Consider the following 20,178-nt stretch of genomic DNA (forward strand, 5'->3'; position numbering starts at 1 on the left):
AAGACTGCACCCCTACTCGGACTTGTCGATATTCCAGAAGATCGGCGTCGCCGGACCGTCGAGCACGCCGGTCAGCGACTTCCGCCAGGCGCTTGGAACCGTGTACTGACCGAGCGGGATGTAGATCACCTGATCGTAGGCCTCGGTCTGGATGTCAGCGGCGATCTTCTTCTTTTCCTCGGCCGAGCCAGCGCGCGCGAACTTGTCGCGCAGCTCCTCGATCTTCGGATCCTCGGCCCAGCCGAACCAGCCGCCGTTCTTGCCACGGCCGGTGATCGACGCGTTGACGATCGGATCGGCGACGTCGGCTGCGACCCAGTTGGTGAAGAACATGTTCCAGCCGCCTTCCTTCGGCGGCTTCTGGCTGGCGCGGCGGGTCACGACGGTCTGCCAATCGGTGGCCTGGAAATCCACCTTGAAGCCGGCATCGCGCAACTGCTGCGCCACGACGATCGGCTGGGCCTTCAGCGTGGTCACATCGCCCGGCCCCATGATGACGACGGGCGTGCCGTCATAGCCGGACGCGGCAAGCGCCTTCTTGGCTTCCGCCATGCCGTTGCCCTTCACCAGCGTTTCGGCACCGACGTCGGTCTCCAGCGGCGTACCGCAGACGAAGAAGGCGCCGCAAATCTTCTGGTACTTCGCATTGCCGACCAGCGCGTCGAGCACGTCCTTCTGGTTCATCGCCAGGAACGCGGCGCGGCGCACCTTCGGATTGTCGAACGGCGGATAGAGGAAGTTCATGCGACCAAGGGTCTGGAAGCCAAACTTGTTCAGGACGTCGATCTTGAGATCCGGATTGGCTTCGAGCACCGGCAGCATGTCGAACGGAAGGTTCTCCATGAAATCGATGTCGCCGGACTGCAGCGCGTTCACCGCGGTCTGCGCGTCAGCCATCGTGACCCACTCGACGCGGTCGACCTTGACGACCTTGCCGCCTGCGGTCCAGCTCGCCGGCTCCTTGCGCGGCACGTAGTCCTTGTTCTTCTCGTACACCGCCTTCACGCCCGGCTGGAATTCCGCCTGCACGAATTTGAACGGCCCGGAGCCGATCTGTTCCGGGATCGGCTTGTCCGGCGGCGTCTCGGCGAGACGCTTCGGCATCATGAACGGCACGCGCGACGACGGCTTGCCGATCGATTCGAGCACGAGGCCGTAAGGCTCCTTCAGCTTCAGCGTGATGGTCTTGGCGTCGGTCGCCTCCAGGCTCGCGACGAAGTCCATCAGCTTCTGGCCCATGCCGTCGACCTTGCCCCAGCGCTGCAGCGAGGCGACGCAGTCTTCCGCGGTGACCGGCGCACCGTCATGCCATTTCAGGCCGTCGCGCAGCGTGAACGTGTATGTCAGCTTGTCGTCGGAGACCTTCCAGTCCGCCATCTGCGGCTGGATCTTGAAGTTGGAATCCGTCGCCAGCAGCGTGTCATAGATCATGTAGCCATGATCGCGGGTGATGTAGGCGGTGGTCATGATCGGATCGATGACGCGGAGATCCGAGTGCATCACCGCGGTGATGGTCTTGCCCGCAGCCATCGCCTGCGGTGCAAATGACAATTCCTGCGGCGCGAACGACAGTGCAAGCGCCGTCAACGCAGCCGCAAGCGTGCGGTGCTTCCAACGCGAGATAGGGAACATGCAATCTCTCCTGACGTGAAACTGGTCAAAGCCGGCTTATTCGTTATGCATGCGGTTCGTTATTTAGGCGAACTAACATGCTGTATGGCTTGTGAAATCGAGACTTGCACCAAGCGCAATGCGCGTCAATCGGTTTCGGGCGGGATCGGACGTACACAAACGAATGAGGCCGCGCGCCAGATTTTGGCTTTACAAATTCGTCGGCCGAGATTTTCGTAACGCGCGCGCGATGCCGGCGCGATCAAAACAACAAGAGAGAAAAACGATGAACCCAGCCAATCTTCCCTTTGATTCCGAAACAATGCTGCAGGGCCTGCGTAGCTGGGTGGAGTGCGAGAGCCCGACCTGGGATTCGGCGGCAGTCGAACGCATGCTCGACCTTGCCGCACGCGAGATGGCGATCATGGGTGCGACGATCGAGCGCATCGCCGGTCGCCAGGGCTTTGCCGGCTGCGTCCGCGCCCGTTTTCCTCATCCGAAGCAAGGCCAGCCCGGCATCCTGATATCAGGCCATCTGGACACCGTGCACCCGGTCGGCACCATCGAGAAGCTGAAGTGGCGGCGCGAAGGCAACAAGTGTTTCGGGCCCGGCATCTTCGACATGAAGGGCGGCAACTATCTGTCGGTCGAGGCGATCCGGCAATTGGCGCGCGCCTCCTTCACGACACCGCTGCCGATCACGGTGCTGTTCACCCCCGATGAAGAGGTCGGCACGCCGTCGACGCGCGACATCATCGAGGCGGAAGCCGCGCGCAACAAATATGTGCTGGTGCCGGAGCCCGGCCGTCCGAACAACGGCGTCGTCACCGGTCGCTACGCGATCGCGCGCTTCAATCTGGAAGCAACAGGCAAGCCGAGCCACGCCGGCGCGACGCTGTCGTCGGGCCGCTCCGCGATCCGCGAGATGGCCCGGCAGATCATCGCCATCGACGGCATGACCACCGAGGACTGCACGTTCTCGGTCGGCATCGTGCATGGCGGCCAATGGGTCAATTGCGTTGCGACGACCTGCACCGGCGAAGCGCTCAGCATGGCCAAGCGCCAGGCCGATCTCGACCGCGGCGTCGAGCGCATGCTGGCGCTGTCCGGCACCGCCAACGACGTGACATTCAAGGTGACGCGCGGCGTCACCCGCCCGGTGTGGGAGCCGGATGCCGGCACCATGGCGCTCTATGAAAAGGCAAAGGGCCTCGCGGCGGCGATGGGCCTCGATCTGCCGCATGGCAGCGCCGGCGGCGGCTCGGACGGCAACTTCACCGGTGCGATGGGCATCCCCACGCTCGACGGCCTCGGCGTTCGCGGCGCAGACGCGCATACGCTCAACGAACATATCGAGGTCGACAGCCTCGCCGAACGCGGCCGCCTGATGGCGGCACTGCTGGCGACGCTGGACTGACATCGATTTGCACTGCACAACACGTTGGCACTGCCGGATCGAAATTTAGCCTTGTCCAATTTTCAGGCTTCGCCTACGGTCCGGCCGTCCAACACGACGATGCGGGAGAGATCGGAGCAACAACATGCGTGTTGTTGGCTTCGGCGCCGACGGAGCAACCGCCCCGGAAACTCTCAGGCAAAAGGACTGTATCGTCAGGACGATCTGGAGAGAGACGAATATGGCCGCACATCAAGGGCCATGACGTCCACCGAAGGGGATAGTTCGCTATTGGGCTGCGGCCCGATGCGGATCAAGCTCTCAGGTACCGTGACAGATGGGGCGCCGATGCCGGTTTCACCGGTGGTTCGGCGACTCTAACCCACGGGAGCCTGAAGACTATCATGCCTCACGTTGCGATCATTGGCGCCGGCATCACCGGCGTGACGACGGCCTATGCCCTGCTCGAACGCGGCTACCGGGTGACTGTCCTCGACAGGCATCGCTACGCCGCGATGGAAACCTCGTTCGCCAATGGCGGACAGCTCTCCGCCAGCAACGCGGAAGTCTGGAACAACGCCGCGACCATTCTCAAGGGGCTGCGCTGGATGCTCAGAAGCGACGCGCCGCTCTTGATGAACCCGAAGCCGAGCTGGCACAAATATTCCTGGATCGGCGAGTTCGTCGGCCACATCGGCCGCTATCGCAGCAACACCATCGAGACCACGCGGCTCGCCATCGAAGCGCGCAAACATCTTTTCTCGATCGCACAGCGCGAGAGCATCGCCTTCGATCTCGAACGCCGCGGCATCCTGCACGTCTATCACGACAAGGCCGGCTTCGAAGCGGGCCTGCGGGTCAACACGCTGCTGCAGCAAGGCGGGCTCGACCGCCGGCCGGTGACCCCTGACGAAATCCGCACAATCGAACCTGCGCTGCAGACGGCCTGCTATGGCGGCTTCTTCACGCCGTCGGACGCGACCGGCGATATCCACAAGTTCACCCGCGGACTTGCCGACGCCTGCATCCGCCGCGGCGCGAGCTTCATCCACGAAGCCGATGTCGATGCGATCGCGCGAGGCGACGACGGCTTCCGCGTCAGTTGGAACGAAGCCGCTTCGCATGATGCTGACGTCGCGACGCGGCATGAGTTGCAGGCCGATGGCATCGTCATCTGCGCCGGGGTGGCGAGCCGTCACTTCGCTGGCATGCTGAACGACCGCGTCAATGTCTATCCGGTGAAGGGTTATTCGATCACCGTGCAGCTCGATGCGCCGCAAAGCCGCGACGCTGCGCCGACCGTCAGCCTGCTCGATGAAGCTGCGAAAATCGTCACCAGCCGGCTCGGCGCCGACCGCTTCCGCGTCGCCGGCACCGCCGAGTTCAACGGCTTCAACCGCGACATTCGCGCCGACCGGATCCAGCCGCTGGTGGACTGGGTGCGACAGCATTTCCCCGGGATCGACACCTCGAAGATCGTGCCATGGGCGGGCCTGCGCCCGATGATGCCGAACATGATGCCGGTGGTTCGCGCCGGACGGATTCCGGGCGTGTTCTACAATACGGGCCACGGTCATCTCGGCTGGACGCTCTCGGCCGCGACGGCGCAGATGGTAGCAGGGGCGATCGATGATTGGAGCGACCTCGACACGCCTTCAATGGTGCCGTCGCAGGTCGATACGACCGAGACCACCCGCGCAGCTTTCCCCTAATTACCCGGCCGAAGAGGAAGAATATGAGCGTATTTGCGTATGGCCAAGTCGGAATTCGCTGAGAAACGCCGCGTGATAGGAACTAGCGTCACAATGGGAAAAAGCGCTTCATCGCGGGAGGGGACAATGCGCATTGGGGTGGTGAGCACGCATGACATTGCGGTCCGGCGCGGGATCCTGAACGACATGGATGCCGGCAGCGATCTCTTCGGCGGACCGATGCGTAACCGCGCCACCGGCACGCGCACCGACTGCGTGCGCCGCCTTTCCAAAACAGTCAACGCTCAGCCTTCTGCACAGGGCTCCACGAAAGGCACGACATGACAACTGAGACGTTGACCAAGCCGGATCAGATTGCCGCAGAGCTGTGCGCGGCCGTCGACCGAAACTTCGACGATCAGATCGCGTTCCTGTCGCGCATGGTGCAGTTCCGCAGCTTGCGCGGACAGGAAGCGCCGCAACAACTTTGGCTGGCCGAGCAGTTCGCAAAGCGCCGCTACGACGTCGATGTGTTCAGCCTTGCGGACGTCAATCTGATGAGCCATCCGAAGGCTGCGCCAATGGACGGCATCGATCTTGCCGGATCGCAGCAGGTTGTTGCGACGAAGAACAGCAAAGGCAGCGGGCGTAGCCTGATCTTGCAAGGTCATATCGACGTGGTGCCGGAGGGGCCCGCTGACCTCTGGGACCAGCCGCCGTTCGCAGGCGCCGTGCGCGACGGCTGGATGTTCGGGCGTGGCGCGCAAGACATGAAGGCCGGTGTCTCGGCAATGATCTTCGCGCTCGATGCTATCAGAGACGCCGGCTATGCCCCGGGCGGGCGCGTCCATCTGCAGACCGTGACCGAGGAAGAGAGCACCGGCAACGGCGCATTGTCCACTCTGATGCGCGGCTATCGCGCCGACGCCTGTCTCATTCCCGAACCGACCGGACACACGCTGACGCGCGCCCAGGTCGGCGCCATCTGGTTTCGCCTGCGCGTGCGCGGCACGCCGGTGCATGTCGCCTATTCCGAGGCGGGTACGAGCGCCATCCTGTCGGCGATGCATCTGGTGCGCGCGTTCCAGGATTACACCAAAACGCTCAATGCCCGGGCGCTCGACAACAGCTGGTTCCGCACCGTCAAGAATCCGATCAAGTTCAATGTCGGGATCATCAAAGGCGGCGATTGGGCCAGTTCGACCGCGGCGTGGTGCGAGCTGGATTGCCGGCTCGGTCTGCTGCCGGGCGAGACACCGCGAGAGGCGATGCGTGGCATCGAGGAATGCCTGGCCGAGGCGCACAAGGCCGACGACTTCCTGTCCGACAATCCGGCTGAGCTCGTGTGGAGTGGTTTTCAGGCGGACCCGGCGGTGTGCGAGCCTGGCAGCGAAGCGGAAGCAGCTCTGTCGGCCGCCCATCATTCCGTCTTCCAGGCTCCAATGCAGGAGCGCCTGTCTACCGCCGTCAACGACACCCGCTACTATTGCGTCGACTATGGCATCCCTGCCCTTTGCTATGGTCCTTACGGCATCGGCCCGCATGCGTTCAACGAACGCGTCGAGCTCGACAGCCTTCGCAAGACAACGCAGAGCATCGCATTGTTCGTCGCCAACTGGTGCGGCGCGATGAGAGCGTGAATCGACTTGTGGTTTCAGGTCGGTGGCGCGTGACGAAATGTGCAATTCGAAATAGCAGCTTCAGACCAAGGGAGGCTTCCAACAGCCCGAACCGCGCCTTGATATAGCGTCGCCATTGGCACAGTATTTGCCTGCAAATTCATCACTTTCGCGCTAGCTTTGAGAGAAGACGCAGAAGCGCATGAGACACATCACGGGGACACCATGAGTATGATGCGGCCCAGCCTTCGCTTCACACCGCCTGACGACAGGAGATAGCAGCGATGATCGGCTATCTCATCCGCCGCATCCTCGCCGCCGTTCCCGTGATGGGCGTGGTGGCCCTGTTCGTGTTCCTGTTGCTGCGGCTAACGCCGGGCGACCCCGCCGCAATTCTCGCCGGCGACAATGCGACGCCGGAACAGCTCGAACGCATCAGGACCTCGCTTGGTCTCAACGAGCCGATCTACATCCAGTTCTACACCTGGGTCGCCAGACTGCTGCACGGCGACCTCGGTGTCTCCCTGATCTCGAACAAGCCGATCCTCGAGATGATCGGCCCGCGCCTCGAACCCTCGATTTCGGTTGCGCTCGCCACCATCATCCTCTCGATCCTGGTCGCGGTGCCGCTCGGCGTGATCGCGGCGTGGAAGCACGGCACCTGGATCGATCGCTTCGTGATGGGGCTCTCGGTGCTTGGCTTCTCGGTGCCGGTGTTCGTGATCGGCTATGTGCTGATCCAGATCTTTGCGATCGATCTGCGCTGGGTGCCGGTGCAGGGCTTCAAGAGCATCTCGGCCGGCTTCGGTCCGTTCTTCGAGCGCATCATCCTGCCAACCTGTACGCTCTCCTTCATCTATGTCGCGCTGATCGCGCGCATGACACGGGCCTCGATGCTCGATGTGCTGGGTGAGGATTACGTGCGCACGGCACGCGCCAAGGGCATCGGCGAGACCGGCGTGCTGCTGCGCCATGCGCTGCGCAACGCCGCGGTTCCGGTCATCACCGTGATCGGTTCCGGCTTCGCGCTCCTGATCTCCGGCGTCGTGGTCACCGAGAGCGTGTTCAACCTGCCCGGCATCGGCCGCCTCACCGTCGATGCGGTGCTGGCGCGCGATTATCCGGTGATCCAGGCGATGATCCTTCTGACGTCGGGTATCTATGTCGCGGTCAATCTGTTGATCGACCTCGCCTACACCCTGCTCGATCCTCGTATCCGGTACTGAGCAATGGCGATCGAAACCCTTCCCGAATCCTCTATTCCCGTCACGCGGCCGCTCCGCGTCAAGCTCGGCTTCCTCACCTCGACGCCGATCATCGCGGTTGCGACGATCTGCCTCGCGCTCATCATCCTGATGGCGATCTTCGCGCCGCTGCTCGCGCCGCACGATCCGCTGCTGCTGACGCCGTCGCAGCGGCTGAAGCCGTCGAGCGCGCAATACCTGCTCGGCACCGACGCCTATGGACGCGACCTGTTGTCGCGCGTCATCTATGGCGCGCGGATCTCGCTGGTGATCGGGCTCGGCGCCGCCGTCTGCTCGATCGCCGTCGGGCTGCTGATCGGCCTCGTCGCCGGCTTCTTCCGCTGGGTCGATGCGGTGATGATGCGTGTGATGGACGGCTTGATGGCGATCCCCGCCATCCTGCTCGCGATCGCCGTGGTGTCGCTGTCGGGCGCCAGCATCTGGACCGTGATGATCGCGATCACCATCCCCGAGATCCCGCGCGTGGCGCGGCTGGTGCGCGCGGTGGTGCTGACCGCACGCGAAGAGCCCTATGTCGAGGCCGCGATCTCGCTCGGCTCCAGCCTGCCCAAGATCATGTGGCGGCATTTGATGCCGAACACGATCGCGCCGCTGATCGTGCAAGGCACCTATGTCTGTGCATCCGCGATCCTGACCGAGGCGATCCTGTCGTTCCTCGGCGCCGGCATCTCGCCGGAAACGCCGACCTGGGGCAATATCATGGCCGAGGGCCGCGCCTATTTTCAGGTCAAGCCCTCGCTGATCTTCTGGCCGGGGCTCCTGCTCTCGATCGCCATTCTCAGCATCAACCTGATCGGCGACGCCGCCCGCGACGCGCTCGATCCCCGCATGAAGCAGCGTGAGGGCAAGTGACGGCTTCAGCCCTTCTGAAGCCGTCATTCCGGGGCGATGCAAAGCATCGAGCCCGGAATCTCGAGATTCCGGGTCTGGTGCTAGCGCACCATCCCGGAATGACAGCCGATAATTGCCGTCGTTTCGCTCCCCGCAATAGCGTCAAGAGAGCCTGACATGACCAACGTCGTCCTCGACATCAACAATCTCGTCGTCGGCCTCGGCCGCAAGCAGGATGCGCACCGCATCATCGACGACCTCTCGCTGCAAGTGCGCGAAGGCGAGACGCTCTGCCTGGTCGGCGAAAGCGGCTCCGGCAAGTCGGTGACCTCCTTGACCGTGATGGGCCTGCTGCAGAAGGGTACGCTGGTGCCCTCGGGCGGCAGCGTCAAACTGGTCGGCGAGGAACTGCTCACCGCCAGCGACCGGCGGCTGCGGCAATTGCGCGCCACGCGGATGGCGATGATCTTCCAGGAGCCGATGACCGCGCTCAACCCGGTCGTGCCGGTCGGGCGCCAGATCGACGAGGTGCTGCGCGCCCATACCGATCTCGACGCCCGCGCGCGGCGCCAGAAGATCCTGGCCATGATGGAGCATGTGCGGCTGCCGGACGTGGAGCGCATCTTCTCGTCCTACCCGCACCGCCTGTCGGGCGGACAGCGCCAGCGCATCATGATCGCGATGGCGCTGGTGCTGGAACCAAAGCTCCTGATCGCCGACGAGCCGACCACCGCGCTCGACGTCACCACCCAGAAGCAGATCCTCACCCTGATCCGCGACCTGCAGCGCGATCACGGCACCGCGGTGCTGTTCATCACCCACGACATGGGCGTGGTGGCCGAGATCGCCGATCGCGTGTCGGTGATGCGGCACGGCCGGCTGGTCGAGACCGGCCCGCTCGAGGGCGTGCTGCGCAATCCGACGATGGAGTACACCCGCAACCTGCTGTCCGCCGTGCCGAGCCTGGTGCCGCGGGCGCCCCGCCCGGAGACCAAGGAGCCGGTGGTGCTGGAGGCCAACGAGCTCAGCAAGGTCTACCGGGAGCGGTCGCTGTACGGCAAAGCCCGTGAAGTCGCGGCCGCCAGCAACGTCACGCTCACACTGCGCAAGGGCCGCACGCTCGGCATCGTCGGCGAGAGCGGCTCCGGCAAGTCGACGGTCGCGCGCTGCATCGTCCGCCTGATCGATCCGACCTCTGGCGGCGTGCGCCTCGCCGGCCGCGAGATCTCGGATCTGTCGCGGCGGCTGTTGCAGCCGCATCGCCAGAAGATCCAGATCATCTTCCAGGACCCCTACCGCTCGCTCAATCCGCGCGTCACCGTCGGCGAGAGCATTGCGGAGGGCCCGATCAATTACGGCATGCCGCGCAAGGACGCGCTGGCGCGAGCCCGCGAACTGCTGGAGCTGGTCCATTTGCCGCCCGACGCGATCTCACGCTACCCGCACCAGTTCTCCGGCGGCCAGCGCCAGCGCATCGCGATCGCGCGCGCACTGGCGCTCGACCCCGACGTTCTGGTGGCGGATGAAGCCGTGTCCGCACTCGACGTCTCGGTGCAGGCGCAGGTTTTGAACCTGCTTGACGAAATCCAGCAGCGTCTGGGCATCGCACTGTTGTTCATCACGCATGATCTGCGCGTCGCCGCGCAAATCTGCGACGACGTCGCCGTGATGCAGCGCGGCCGCGTCGTGGAACAGGGACCAGCGGCCGAGGTGTTGACCAATCCGCAGCAGGCCTATACCCGCGCGCTACTTGATGCCGCACCCGGCCGCGGCTGGGATTTTGCGAATTTCCGCCCGGTTTCGGAAGGCATTGTGGCGACGGCCTAGGTCTTTAGCCGCAGCCTTACGACCTAGCCTTGATGACCTGGCCTTATGACCTGGCCTTGGGCCTTTACGCCCATAGGGCATGCAAATCCGGTAGTGCTCCCCGGCTTGCGCTTGGCGCGACGACACGCTTAACGTCGCGCGCTAGAGCGTGAGCCGGAAGGTGGATACCGGCTTCTCCGAAAGATCGCGCTCCAACCAACGAGACGAGATCGTGGCGCGGGCCGTTCCATTCGCATCATGATCGAAGAAACGTATCGAGACCAACTTGATGACCCGCATTGCCGTTGGCGGCTTCCTGCACGAGACCAACACCTTCGCGCCGACGAAGGCAACTTATGATGACTTCGTGCACGGCGGCGGCTGGCCGTCGATGACGCATGGCGCCGATGTGCTCAAGGTCATGCGCAAGATCAATGTAGGCCTCGCCGGTTTTGTCGAGGCGGCGGAAGCCAATGGCTGGGAGCTGGTGCCGACGATTTTCGCGGCGGCAAGCCCGTCGGCGCATGTGAGCAAGGATGCGTATGAGCGGATCGTGACCGAAATGGTCGACGGCATTACCGCGGCCGGGCCGATCGATGCGGTCTATCTCGACCTGCACGGCGCCATGGTCGCCGAGCACGATGACGACGGTGAAGGCGAGGTCCTCGCCCGCGTGCGCAAGGTGATCGGCAACGACCTCCCCTTGGTCGTGAGCCTCGATCTGCATGCGAACGTCTCGCCCAAGATGATCGAGCATGCCGATGCGTTGATCGCCTACCGCACCTACCCGCATGTCGATATGGCCGACACCGGCCAAGCCTGCGCCAGGCATCTGGCGCTGCTGCTGAAAACAAAGCAACGCTTCGCAAAGGCGTTCCGGCAATTGCCGTTCCTGATCCCGATCAGCTGGCAATGCACCAACGACCAGCCGACCAAGGGCATCTATCAACAGCTCGCGGCCCTCGAGAGCGACGCGGTGCCGACGCTGTCATTTGCGCCGGGCTTCCCGGCGGCCGATTTCAGGGATTGCGGGCCGAGCGTGTTCGCCTATGGCCGGACCCAAGCCGATGCGGATGCCGCCGCCGACAAGATCGTCGCGCTTGTCGAGAGCCATGAGGACGATTTCGACGGCCGGATCTATTCGCCCGACGAAGGCGTCCAGCTGGCGATGGAACTGGCGAAGTCGGCGAGCAAGCCGATCATCATCGCCGACACCCAGGACAATCCCGGCGCCGGCGGCGATTCCGACACGACAGGCATGCTGCGCGCGCTGGTGCGCAACAGAGCGAGTGCCGCGACCGGCGTGATCTACGACCCGCAATCGGCCAAGGCCGCGCACACCGCCGGGATCGGCGCGACCGTCACGCTCGAACTCGGCGGCAAGTCCGGCATTCCCGGTGACGCGCCATACCGGGAGAGTTTCGTGGTCGAAAAGCTCTCGGACGGCAAATTCGTCGCACCGGGCCCCTATTTCGGTGGCCGCGACATGGACATGGGACCTTCCGCCTGCCTGCGCATCGGCGACGTCCGCGTCGTGGTCGGCTCCTACAAGGCCCAGCTTGCCGACCAGTCGATGTACCGCTATGTCGGCATCGAGCCGACGGCGCAGAAGATCCTGGTCAACAAGAGCTCGGTGCATTTCCGCGCCGATTTCGAGCCGATCGCCGAAAAGCTGCTGATCTGCGCCGCGCCGGGCGCGATGCCCGCCGATACCGCCACGCTGCCGTGGAAACACTTGCGTCCCGGCATCCGTATCAAGCCAAACGGCCCGACTTTCACACCCACCTCCCCTTCACGCATAAACGGATAGAAACCATGCCGACCATTGAGCGCATCGACAGTTTTGCCGACGAACTCACTGCCATCAGACGGGATCTGCATGCGCATCCCGAGATCGGCTTCGAAGAGGTCCGCACCTCCGGCATCGTCGCCGACAAGCTGACGAGCTGGGGCATCGAGGTGCATCGCGGCCTCGGTGGCACCGGCGTGGTCGGTGTGCTCAAGGGCAAGGGCGGCGGCACCAAAAAGATCGGCCTGCGCGCCGATATGGACGCGCTGCCGATGGAGGAGAACACCAATCTGAAGTGGCGTTCGACCATTCCCGGCCGCTTCCATGGCTGCGGCCATGACGGCCACACCACGATGCTGCTCGGCTCGGCGCGCTATCTCGCCGAAACCCGCAATTTCGACGGCACCGTGCATTTCATCTTCCAGCCGGCCGAGGAAGGCCTCGGCGGCGCCCGCGCCATGATCAAGGACGGCCTGTTCAAGCAGTTCCCCTGCGACGAGGTCTACGGCCTGCACAATGCGCCCGACCTGAACCATGGCGAGATCGCGATCCTGCCCGGCCCGGCGATGGCCGGCGCCGACTTCTTCGACATCAAGATCCACGGCTACGGCGCCCATGGCGCGATGCCGGAGCGCTCCAAGGATGCGGTGGTGATCGCGATGACGCTCGGACAGGCGATCCAGTCGATCGTCAGCCGCAATGTCGATCCGCTGCAGCCGGCGGTGGTCTCGATCACCCAGATTCACTCCGGCTCCGCCTACAACGTCATTCCGGGCGAAGCCTGGCTGTGCGGCACCGTGCGCGCCTTCGACGACGACACCCGCGCCCTGATCCGCAAGCGCATGCGCGCGATCTGCGCCGGCATGGCCGCGGCCTATGACGTCGAGATCGAGGCTGACATCCGCGACACGTTCAGCGTGCTGGTGAATCAGGAAGAGCAGTCCCGCGTGGTCGAGGAAGTTGCGCGCACCGTCGTCGATCCGGCCAAGGTGCTCACTCGCTCGACACCCAAGATGGGCAGCGAAGATTTCGCCGACATGATGCAGGCCATTCCCGGCGCGTATTTCTGGGTCGGTCATGACGGTTCAGTGCCCGTGCACAATCCCGGTTACGTTCTCGACGACAAGATCCTGCCGATCGGCGCCAGCATGTTTGCCCGCATCATCGAGAAACGCATGCCGGCAGGTGCCCATGCATAAGCCGAAACCGGACACCATCACCTCGCTGCACGATCTCACGGCCGTCGACCTGCTCGCCGGCTACCGTGCCAAGCAGTTCTCGCCCACCGAGGTGCTCGAGGAGATCATCTCCCAAGTCGCGACCTGGGAGCCGCACATCAAGGCGCTGTATCTGTACGACCCTGACGGGGCGCGAAAGGTCGCCAAGACCGCAACCGAGCGCTGGCAACAAGGCGAGCCGGTCGGCACGCTCGATGGCGTGCCCGTCACCATCAAGGACAACGTCGCGACCAAGGGCCAGCCGGTGCCGCTGGGTGCCGCGAGCGTCAAGCTCGCGCCGGCGGAAAAGGATGCGCCGCCTGCCGCGCGGCTGCGCGAAGCCGGCTGCGTGATCTTCTCCAAGACCACGATGCCGGATTACGGCATGCTGTCGTCGGGACTGTCGTCGTTCCATCCCCTCACCCGCAATCCCTGGGATGTCAGCAAGAACCCGGGCGGCTCGAGCGCCGGCGCCGGCGCGGCCGGTGCCGCAGGCTATGGTCCCTTGCATCTCGGCACCGATATCGGCGGCTCGGTGCGGCTGCCGGCCTCCTGGTGCGGCCTCGTCGCCCTGAAGCCGAGCCTCGGCCGCGTGCCGATCGATCCGCCCTATGTCGGCCGCGTTGCCGGTCCGATGACCCGCACCGTCGACGACGCCGCGCTGATGATGAGCGTGCTCTCGCGTCCCGACCGCCGCGACGGCATGAGCCTGCCGGCGCTGGAAGTGAACTGGAAGGCGATCGAGAAGTCGCCGCGCAAGCTGCGCATCGGGCTGATGCTCGACGCCGGATCCGGCCAGAAGGTCGAGAAGGAGGTGCGCGAAATCGTCGTCAAGGCGGCGAAGGCGTTCGAATCCGCCGGCGCCGTCATCACCGAGATCGACGGCATCCTGACCCCGGAGATGCTCGAGGGCCTCGACAATTTCTGGCGGGCGCGGACCTGGGACGAGCTGTCGAAATTGCCGCAGGCCGACCGCGGCAAGACCCTGCCCTATATCCTCAGCTGGGCCGAGGCCGGCGCAAAGCTCTCCGGTGTCGATGTGATGCGCGGCTTCAACATGACGATGGCGATCCGCGCGGCCGCCGCAAAACTGTTCTGCGAGTTCGACTATGTGATCTCGCCGGTGTCGCCAGTGGTGAACTTCCCGGCGGAGTTCGCAGCACCGCTCAACGACCCCGCAAAGCCGTTCGAGCACATCTGCTTTACCGTGCCGTGGAATATGTCGGAGAACCCGGCGCTGTCGATCAACGGCGGCTACGACAAGAAGGGCTTTCCGATCGGCATCCAGATCATCGGCCGCCGCTTCGACGACATCGGCGTGCTCGGCATGGGCAAGGCTTTCGAAGGCCTGCGCGGCCCGCAGAAGCCGTGGCCGACGCCGCCGAAGAAGTAGCGCCTCAACGCAAGTCGCGATGCGCGGCGCGGGGCCACGCCGCGCATCCGACTTCTTCACAAGGGATGATTGCCGGGTTAACTGGATGGAGACGCGCGTAGCGCCGCCTATTCAAGAAAACCGAGAGGAAATCATCCCCATGGCGTATGAGACGATCAAGTACGAGGTCGCCGAGCAGATCCTGACCATCACGCTGAACCGGCCCGACAAGCTCAACGCCTTCAACGCGACGATGCAGCAGGAGCTGATCGACGCGTTCGACAAAGCCGACAAGGACGACGATGTCAGGGCCATCATCGTGACCGGTGCCGGCCGCGGCTTCTGTGCCGGCGCCGACCTGTCCTCCGGTGCCAACACGTTCGACCGCGACGCGCGGCGCGGTCCGGTCAAGCGGCATGCCGACGGCAGCGTCGACTACAGCGATCCGCAGGTGCGCGACGGCGGCGGCCAGGTGACGCTGCGCGTCTTCAAGTGCCTGAAGCCGGTGATCGCCGCGGTGAACGGTCCCGCCGTCGGCATCGGCGTCACCATGCAGCTGGCGATGGATATCCGCATCGCGTCGGACGCGGCGCGTTTCGGCTTCGTGTTCTCCCAGCGCGGCATCGTGCCGGAGGCCGCCTCGAGCTGGTTCCTGCCGCGCATCGTCGGCATCTCGCAGGCGCTGGAATGGTGCTATTCCGGCCGCGTCTTCCCGGCGCAGGAAGCGCTCGCCGGCCGGCTCGTCAGCAAGGTGGTGCCGCCGGACGATCTGTTGCCGACCGCGCGCGCGCTCGCCAAGGAGTTCGCGGCCAAGACCGCGCCGGTGTCGGTGGCGCTGATCCGCCAGATGATGTGGCGCATGATGGGCGCCGATGATCCGATGGAGGCGCACAAGGTCGACAGTCGCGGCATCTATGCCCGCGGCCGCTCCGACGACGTCAAGGAAGGCGTGGTGTCGTTCTTGGAAAAGCGCCCTGCGCAGTTCAAGAACAAGGTGTCGTCTGACATGCCCGACTATTTCCCGTGGTGGCAAGAGCGCGACTATAAGTGAGCGAGCGGCGTCCCGCGGCGTCTCCATCTGACGGCGTCGTCCTGCTGCACGGCATCAGCAGGACGGCGCGCTCGTTTCGCAGGATGGAGCTGGCGCTTGATGATGCCGGCTTTGCCACTCTCAATCTCGACTATGACAGCCGGCGCAAGCCGCTCGATGCGCTGGCCGAGGACATCCATCCGGCGCTCGATCGGTTCGCGCGCAGCCTCGAAGGCGCTGTGCATTTCGTCTGCCATTCGATGGGCGGGCTTCTGGCACGCGTCTATCTGGCACAACATCGCCCGGCGCGACTTGGCCGCGTCGTGATGCTGGGCACGCCGAATGGCGGCAGCGAGATCGCCGACCGCCTGAAAAACCTTGCTGCCTATCGCGCCTTCTTCGGCCCGGCCGGCCAGCAGCTCGTCACCCGCCGCGATGCCGCGACCAGCGCGCTGCTGCCGGCGATCGATTACCCGACCGGCATCATCGCCGGCAACCGCTCGGTCTATCCGATCACGTCCATCGGCCTGCCGCGACCGCATGACGGACGGGTGTCGGTCGCCAACACCAGGCTCGACGGCATGGCCGATCACATCGTGATCCGTACCTCGCACCCCTGGCTGGTGCGCAACGCGGACGCGATCGCGCAGACGATTGCGTTCCTCCAAACCGGGCAGTTCGCAAGAGACGCAGTGATCAGGCAGCCTTGATTCTGCCGATGAAGCTCTCGACCTGATTGCGCATCCGGGCCGACTGCCGCGACAGTTCTTCCGAAGCGCCGAGCACCTGACTCGCCGCTGCCCCGGACTCCTCGGCAGCACCGGTAACCGCACCGATATTGGCCGAGATATCGCCGGTTCCTTTTGCCGCGTGCTGGACGTTGCGCGCGATCTCCTGGGTCGCTGCGCCCTGCTCCTCGACCGCGCTGGCGATCGACGAGGCGATCTCGTTGATCTCGTCGATCGTGACGGTCATGCACCGGATCGCGGTCACAACATCGCCTGACGTAGCCTGGATCGCCCCAATCTGCGCCCGGATATCGTCGGTCGCCTTGGCGGTCTGTTCCGCAAGCGTCTTCACCTCGGCGGCGACCACGGCAAAGCCGCGGCCGGCATCGCCCGCGCGCGCTGCCTCGATGGTCGCATTGAGCGCCAGCAAATTGGTCTGGCTCGCGATCTCGCTGATCAGCTTGACGACGTCGCCGATCTTCTCCGCGGCGGCGGAGAGACCCTGCACCGTCTCATTGGTGCGCCGACCGTCGGCCGCCGCACGCTGCGCGATTTGCGCCGATTGCGTCACCTGACGCCCGATCTCGCCGACCGAGCCTGACAGTTCCTCGGTCGCAGCCGCGACAGTCTGCATGTTGCTGGACGCCGCCTGCGTCGCTTCGGCGACGTTCGCTGCCTGTTCGCTGGTCTTGCCGGCGCTCCTGTTCATCAGTGCAGCCGTTGCCTCGAGCTGTGATGACGCAGATATCACGGCGTCGATGACCGCGCCGATGTCGTCATGAAATTGATTGGTGAGTTCGCCGACGCGTGCGGCGCGGGCCGCACGCTGGTTGACGGCTTCGCTATCCTTCGCGGCAAGCTCGGCCGAGCGGATCATGCTCTCCTTGAAGAACCGGACTGCCCGCGCCATTACGCCGATCTCGTCGCCGTGATCGGTGGAGTCGACCTTGAGATCGAGATTCCCTTCGGCCAGCCTCGTCATATTGGACGCCAGCGTGTTGATCGGCCCGGTGATGCTGCTCGCCATCGCCAGCACCGCGAGCGATCCCACCAGTAGCGCCAGCAGCATCAGGCCGGCGATGATACCGAGGCTCATGGTCGCCTCTTCCTTCTTGTCGGCCATAAGGCGCGACAATTCAGCGGCGAGACCGTCCGCGACCATCTTGAGCATGTCGATCCGGACTGTGGCGGCATCGAACCATGATTTGCCGTCGAGCAACTTGAAGTCGCCCGCGAGCCCGCCCTGCTCCACCGTCTTGCGCATGGCGTTGAAGGTGTCGATGGCGCCGCCCGACATCGTCCGGCTGAACAGCTCGCGCGCCTCGCGCGACGCGGCTGCACGGAACGCGCTGAAGAAGCTCTCCTGGGCCGCTGCAAGTCCCACCGCGCGCACATAGAGCTGAGGTTCTAACCGGCCCGCCGCGATGCCGCCGGCGACGGTCGCGCGCTCCTGCCCTGCGCGCTCCTTGCCCTCGATCAAATTGGCGTAGGCGGCGATGGATTTCGAGATGTCGTCGTCGCTGCTGAGCTTGGCGATACCGGTGATCACGGTGATCAGACGGCCGATCGTATCGGTGAGATAGCCAATGGCGGCCGGCGGCGCGATCGCAAGCCCATCGATGTCGGTGCGACGCGGGTCAAGCTGGCCAAGGCCGTCCTGGGCAGCCTGCGCGGCCGCGGCAAGTTCCGCTGCTCCTGATTGCTTCAGGCCGGCGAGCACTGACGTGGCGACCGTCCGGTCTGCGTCGGTTCGCTTGCGCTGCTCGCCGAGCTCGCTTCGCATCTGGACGCCCTTGCTGCCGAGATAGGCCGACGACAAGCCGCGCTCGCGCTGCAGTTCGTGCACCAGCCGGCTGAGCTTGCCGACGCCTTCGGCAATCGGCTGGATGCGTGCGATATCTGTTCGAACCGACCACTTCGCCGAGATGTCGTAGATTGCCAGTGCTGCAAATGCGAACAGCGGCAGCAAGGCGGAGAAAGCAATGCGATAAAGTATCTTGGTGTTCTTGAACATGACTCAACCCCCGGTTGGATCATGCCTACATTCGATTGGTAAAAAAGCCCTGCCGCAGCGCCGCTAAAGTTTTGAGCAGGCGCTGCGCAGAACGTGTGCAAGGCACGTAGTTCTACCGGATGATCAACGCCACACGCCCGATGGCCTTACGTTCGACCAGCAGCCGCATCGCCTTCGCATAATCCTCCAGCGGCAGCCGGTGCGAGATTTTCGGTCGCACCCGGCCCGCCTCGGCCCACTCGCTCAGCGCCTTGATCCTGACCTCGCCGAGCGCGGGGTTCTTCCGCACCGCTTCGCCGGCGCGGACGCCGAGCACGCTCGCGCCCTTGATCATCAACAGATTGGTGCGGGCGAGACCGATGCCGCCGGTGAAGCCGACGACGAGAATCCGCGCACCCCAGTTGATGCAGCGCATCGAGTTCTCGAACACCTCGCCGCCGACCGGATCGAACACCACATCGGCGCCACGGCCGTCGGTGAGACGCTTGACCGCGTCGCGGAACGGCTCGCGCGCATAGAGCACGAGATGATCCGCGCCGCGCGCCTTCGCGATCGCAAGCTTCTCCTCGCTGGAGGCCGCCGCGATCACGGTGGCGCCGAGCAGCTTGCCGATCTCGACCGCGGCAAGCCCGACGCCGCCGCCGGCACCGTGCACCAGCAGCACCTCGCCGGGCTGGATCTGCCCGCGATCGATCAGCGCGTGATACGCCGTGCCGTGCGCGGCAAGGAAGGTCGCGCCTTCGGCATAGTCGAAGGTCGACGGCACCGGCACGAGCTGCGACGGCACAGCAACCGTCTCATCGCAATAGGCGCCGAAGCGCATCTTGACGATCACCTTGTCGCCGACCGCGACGCCAGCGGCATCGTTGACCTCGACGACATCGCCGGCGGCTTCCGAGCCCGGCGTGAACGGCAGCGGCGGCTTGAGCTGGTACTCGCCGGCGGCCATCAGGATGTCGGGGAAATTGATCCCGGCGGCGCGGATCGCAACGCGGACCTCGCCCGGCTTCAGCGGCACCGAGGCGAAGTTTTCCAGCTGCAGGCGCTCGGGCGGCCCGAGCTCGCGGCAAACAACGGCTTTCGGCATCAGGCAGCTCGCGCCTTGAGACGTGCCAGCGCCTCGCGGATCAGCGGCAGGCGGTCGTTGCCGAAATACATGTCGGTCTTGTCGAGATAGATCGTGGGCGAGCCGAAGCCGCCGCGCGCCATCACCTCCTCGGTGTTGGCCTTGAGCTGGTCCTTGATCGCCTGATCGCCGATGCCGGCAAGGAACTTTGCGGGATCGATCCCGACCTTGGTGCAGATCTCGGCCAGCACCGCATCCTGCGAGATGTCCTTGTCATCGCCCCAATAGGCCTCGAACACGGCGCGCGCGAACGGCACCATCTTCTCGTTGCCGAGAAGGATGCAGCCGCGCATCGCCTTCACGCTGTTCACCGGGAACACGGTCGGCGGCATCTTGATCGCAAGGCCGGCCGAGCGCGCCCAGTCGGCGAGATCCTTCTTCATGTAGCGCGCTTTCAGCGGCACCGGCGTCTCGCGCTGCGCGTAGACCGACGGATTGACGGTGTTGAAGATGCCGCCGACCAGGATCGGCCGCCACGTAATTTCGGCACCGAACTCCTTCGCGAGCGGCTGGATGTTGTGCCAGGCCAGATAGGTCCACGGGCTGGAACAGTCGAAGAAGAATTCGATCATGGCGTTTCCTTTTTATCATGCTTGTAGCGCTGTCTTTTCCCGTCATCCCCGCGCAAAGGCTTCGCCTTTGTCGCTGGAGGTGGCCGCTTCTTCAGCGGCCCTCGAAGGATG

16 protein-coding genes and 2 riboswitches are annotated in these 20,178 nt (G+C 64.6%); of the genes, 12 read left to right on the plus strand and 4 right to left on the minus strand.

Features of this window, described 5'->3' with window-relative positions; genetic code table 11:
- Positions 1–12: 12 nt before the first annotated feature.
- Positions 13–1,632, minus strand: a complete 1,620-nt coding sequence (locus tag V5279_RS29000) for an ABC transporter substrate-binding protein (RefSeq protein WP_338690442.1) — start codon at positions 1,630–1,632, stop codon at positions 13–15.
- Positions 1,633–1,897: 265 nt separating this feature from the next.
- On the opposite strand from V5279_RS29000, the gene V5279_RS29005 reads away from it, so the two are divergent.
- The 12 genes from V5279_RS29005 to V5279_RS29060 all read left to right on the plus strand — a co-directional run bounded on the left by V5279_RS29005 (position 1,898) and on the right by V5279_RS29060 (position 16,337).
- Entirely contained in the window at positions 1,898–3,028 is a 1,131-nt protein-coding gene (locus tag V5279_RS29005; RefSeq protein WP_338690444.1) for a M20/M25/M40 family metallo-hydrolase, read from the plus strand.
- 92 nt (positions 3,029–3,120) lie between these two features.
- Positions 3,121–3,227, plus strand: a riboswitch (glycine riboswitch).
- 3 nt (positions 3,228–3,230) lie between these two features.
- Positions 3,231–3,346, plus strand: a riboswitch (glycine riboswitch).
- Between the two features lie 65 nt (positions 3,347–3,411).
- Complete coding sequence (locus tag V5279_RS29010) at positions 3,412–4,719, plus strand: D-amino acid dehydrogenase (protein WP_338690446.1); 1,308 nt, start codon at positions 3,412–3,414, stop codon at positions 4,717–4,719.
- Between the two features lie 126 nt (positions 4,720–4,845).
- The gene (locus tag V5279_RS29015; protein ID WP_338690448.1) at positions 4,846–5,043 is read left to right on the plus strand and encodes a hypothetical protein; all 198 of its coding nucleotides are present in this window, start codon (positions 4,846–4,848) and stop codon (positions 5,041–5,043) included.
- Positions 5,040–6,338 carry an ArgE/DapE family deacylase gene (locus V5279_RS29020; RefSeq protein ID WP_338690450.1) on the plus strand — a complete coding sequence of 433 codons (1,299 nt, stop codon included), beginning with the start codon at positions 5,040–5,042 and terminating at the stop codon, positions 6,336–6,338. Before V5279_RS29015 ends, V5279_RS29020 begins: the two co-directional genes overlap by 4 nt.
- Positions 6,339–6,601: 263 nt before the next feature.
- Positions 6,602–7,543 (plus strand): ABC transporter permease, encoded by a 942-nt coding sequence (locus V5279_RS29025; RefSeq protein WP_029081540.1) that lies wholly within the window; start codon positions 6,602–6,604, stop codon positions 7,541–7,543.
- Between the two features lie 3 nt (positions 7,544–7,546).
- On the plus strand, positions 7,547–8,434 hold the full coding sequence (locus tag V5279_RS29030) for an ABC transporter permease (protein WP_166306336.1): 888 nt from the start codon (positions 7,547–7,549) through the stop codon (positions 8,432–8,434).
- Between the two features lie 156 nt (positions 8,435–8,590).
- On the plus strand, positions 8,591–10,240 hold the full coding sequence (locus tag V5279_RS29035) for an ABC transporter ATP-binding protein (RefSeq protein WP_166306333.1): 1,650 nt from the start codon (positions 8,591–8,593) through the stop codon (positions 10,238–10,240).
- Between the two features lie 268 nt (positions 10,241–10,508).
- The gene (locus V5279_RS29040; protein ID WP_338690459.1) at positions 10,509–12,029 is read left to right on the plus strand and encodes a M81 family metallopeptidase; all 1,521 of its coding nucleotides are present in this window, start codon (positions 10,509–10,511) and stop codon (positions 12,027–12,029) included.
- Positions 12,030–12,034: 5 nt separating this feature from the next.
- Positions 12,035–13,207 (plus strand): M20 aminoacylase family protein, encoded by a 1,173-nt coding sequence (locus V5279_RS29045; RefSeq protein WP_166306327.1) that lies wholly within the window; start codon positions 12,035–12,037, stop codon positions 13,205–13,207.
- Positions 13,200–14,618, plus strand: a complete 1,419-nt coding sequence (locus tag V5279_RS29050) for an amidase (RefSeq protein WP_338690462.1) — start codon at positions 13,200–13,202, stop codon at positions 14,616–14,618. Before V5279_RS29045 ends, V5279_RS29050 begins: the two co-directional genes overlap by 8 nt.
- Before the next feature lie 139 nt (positions 14,619–14,757).
- Positions 14,758–15,648 (plus strand): crotonase/enoyl-CoA hydratase family protein, encoded by an 891-nt coding sequence (locus tag V5279_RS29055; protein ID WP_338690464.1) that lies wholly within the window; start codon positions 14,758–14,760, stop codon positions 15,646–15,648.
- A complete protein-coding gene (locus V5279_RS29060) occupies positions 15,645–16,337 on the plus strand; it encodes an esterase/lipase family protein (RefSeq protein WP_338690466.1) in 693 nt (230 codons plus the stop codon). Before V5279_RS29055 ends, V5279_RS29060 begins: the two co-directional genes overlap by 4 nt.
- Here V5279_RS29060 and V5279_RS29065 read toward each other — a convergent pair.
- The 3 genes from V5279_RS29065 to V5279_RS29075 all read right to left on the minus strand — a co-directional run bounded on the left by V5279_RS29065 (position 16,324) and on the right by V5279_RS29075 (position 20,067).
- Positions 16,324–18,369 (minus strand): methyl-accepting chemotaxis protein, encoded by a 2,046-nt coding sequence (locus V5279_RS29065; RefSeq protein ID WP_338690468.1) that lies wholly within the window; start codon positions 18,367–18,369, stop codon positions 16,324–16,326. The genes V5279_RS29060 and V5279_RS29065 overlap by 14 nt on opposite strands.
- A 112-nt stretch (positions 18,370–18,481) precedes the next feature.
- Complete coding sequence (locus V5279_RS29070; RefSeq protein WP_338690470.1) at positions 18,482–19,456, minus strand: NADPH:quinone oxidoreductase family protein; 975 nt, start codon at positions 19,454–19,456, stop codon at positions 18,482–18,484.
- Entirely contained in the window at positions 19,456–20,067 is a 612-nt protein-coding gene (locus V5279_RS29075; protein WP_338690472.1) for a 2-hydroxychromene-2-carboxylate isomerase, read from the minus strand. The genes V5279_RS29070 and V5279_RS29075 overlap by 1 nt, the downstream gene beginning before the upstream one ends.
- Positions 20,068–20,178 lie beyond the last annotated feature (111 nt).

The sequence above is a fragment of the Bradyrhizobium sp. 26S5 genome, assembly GCF_036923295.1.
Taxonomy (GTDB): domain Bacteria; phylum Pseudomonadota; class Alphaproteobacteria; order Rhizobiales; family Xanthobacteraceae; genus Bradyrhizobium; species Bradyrhizobium septentrionale.

Bases quoted from the DNA above. Each gene is read 5' to 3' on its own strand.
- V5279_RS29020 (WP_338690450.1), top strand. From the start codon at position 5,040: ATGACAACTGAGACGTTGACCAAGCCGGATCAGATTGCCGCAGAGCTG.
- V5279_RS29000 (WP_338690442.1), bottom strand. From the start codon at position 1,632: ATGTTCCCTATCTCGCGTTGGAAGCACCGCACGCTTGCGGCTGCGTTG.
- V5279_RS29075 (WP_338690472.1), bottom strand. From the start codon at position 20,067: ATGATCGAATTCTTCTTCGACTGTTCCAGCCCGTGGACCTATCTGGCC.
- V5279_RS29035 (WP_166306333.1), top strand. From the start codon at position 8,591: ATGACCAACGTCGTCCTCGACATCAACAATCTCGTCGTCGGCCTCGGC.
- V5279_RS29010 (WP_338690446.1), top strand. From the start codon at position 3,412: ATGCCTCACGTTGCGATCATTGGCGCCGGCATCACCGGCGTGACGACG.
- V5279_RS29030 (WP_166306336.1), top strand. From the start codon at position 7,547: ATGGCGATCGAAACCCTTCCCGAATCCTCTATTCCCGTCACGCGGCCG.
- V5279_RS29040 (WP_338690459.1), top strand. From the start codon at position 10,509: ATGACCCGCATTGCCGTTGGCGGCTTCCTGCACGAGACCAACACCTTC.
- V5279_RS29005 (WP_338690444.1), top strand. From the start codon at position 1,898: ATGAACCCAGCCAATCTTCCCTTTGATTCCGAAACAATGCTGCAGGGC.
- V5279_RS29055 (WP_338690464.1), top strand. From the start codon at position 14,758: ATGGCGTATGAGACGATCAAGTACGAGGTCGCCGAGCAGATCCTGACC.
- V5279_RS29065 (WP_338690468.1), bottom strand. From the start codon at position 18,369: ATGTTCAAGAACACCAAGATACTTTATCGCATTGCTTTCTCCGCCTTG.
- V5279_RS29050 (WP_338690462.1), top strand. From the start codon at position 13,200: ATGCATAAGCCGAAACCGGACACCATCACCTCGCTGCACGATCTCACG.
- V5279_RS29045 (WP_166306327.1), top strand. From the start codon at position 12,035: ATGCCGACCATTGAGCGCATCGACAGTTTTGCCGACGAACTCACTGCC.
- V5279_RS29070 (WP_338690470.1), bottom strand. From the start codon at position 19,456: ATGCCGAAAGCCGTTGTTTGCCGCGAGCTCGGGCCGCCCGAGCGCCTG.
- V5279_RS29015 (WP_338690448.1), top strand. From the start codon at position 4,846: ATGCGCATTGGGGTGGTGAGCACGCATGACATTGCGGTCCGGCGCGGG.
- V5279_RS29025 (WP_029081540.1), top strand. From the start codon at position 6,602: ATGATCGGCTATCTCATCCGCCGCATCCTCGCCGCCGTTCCCGTGATG.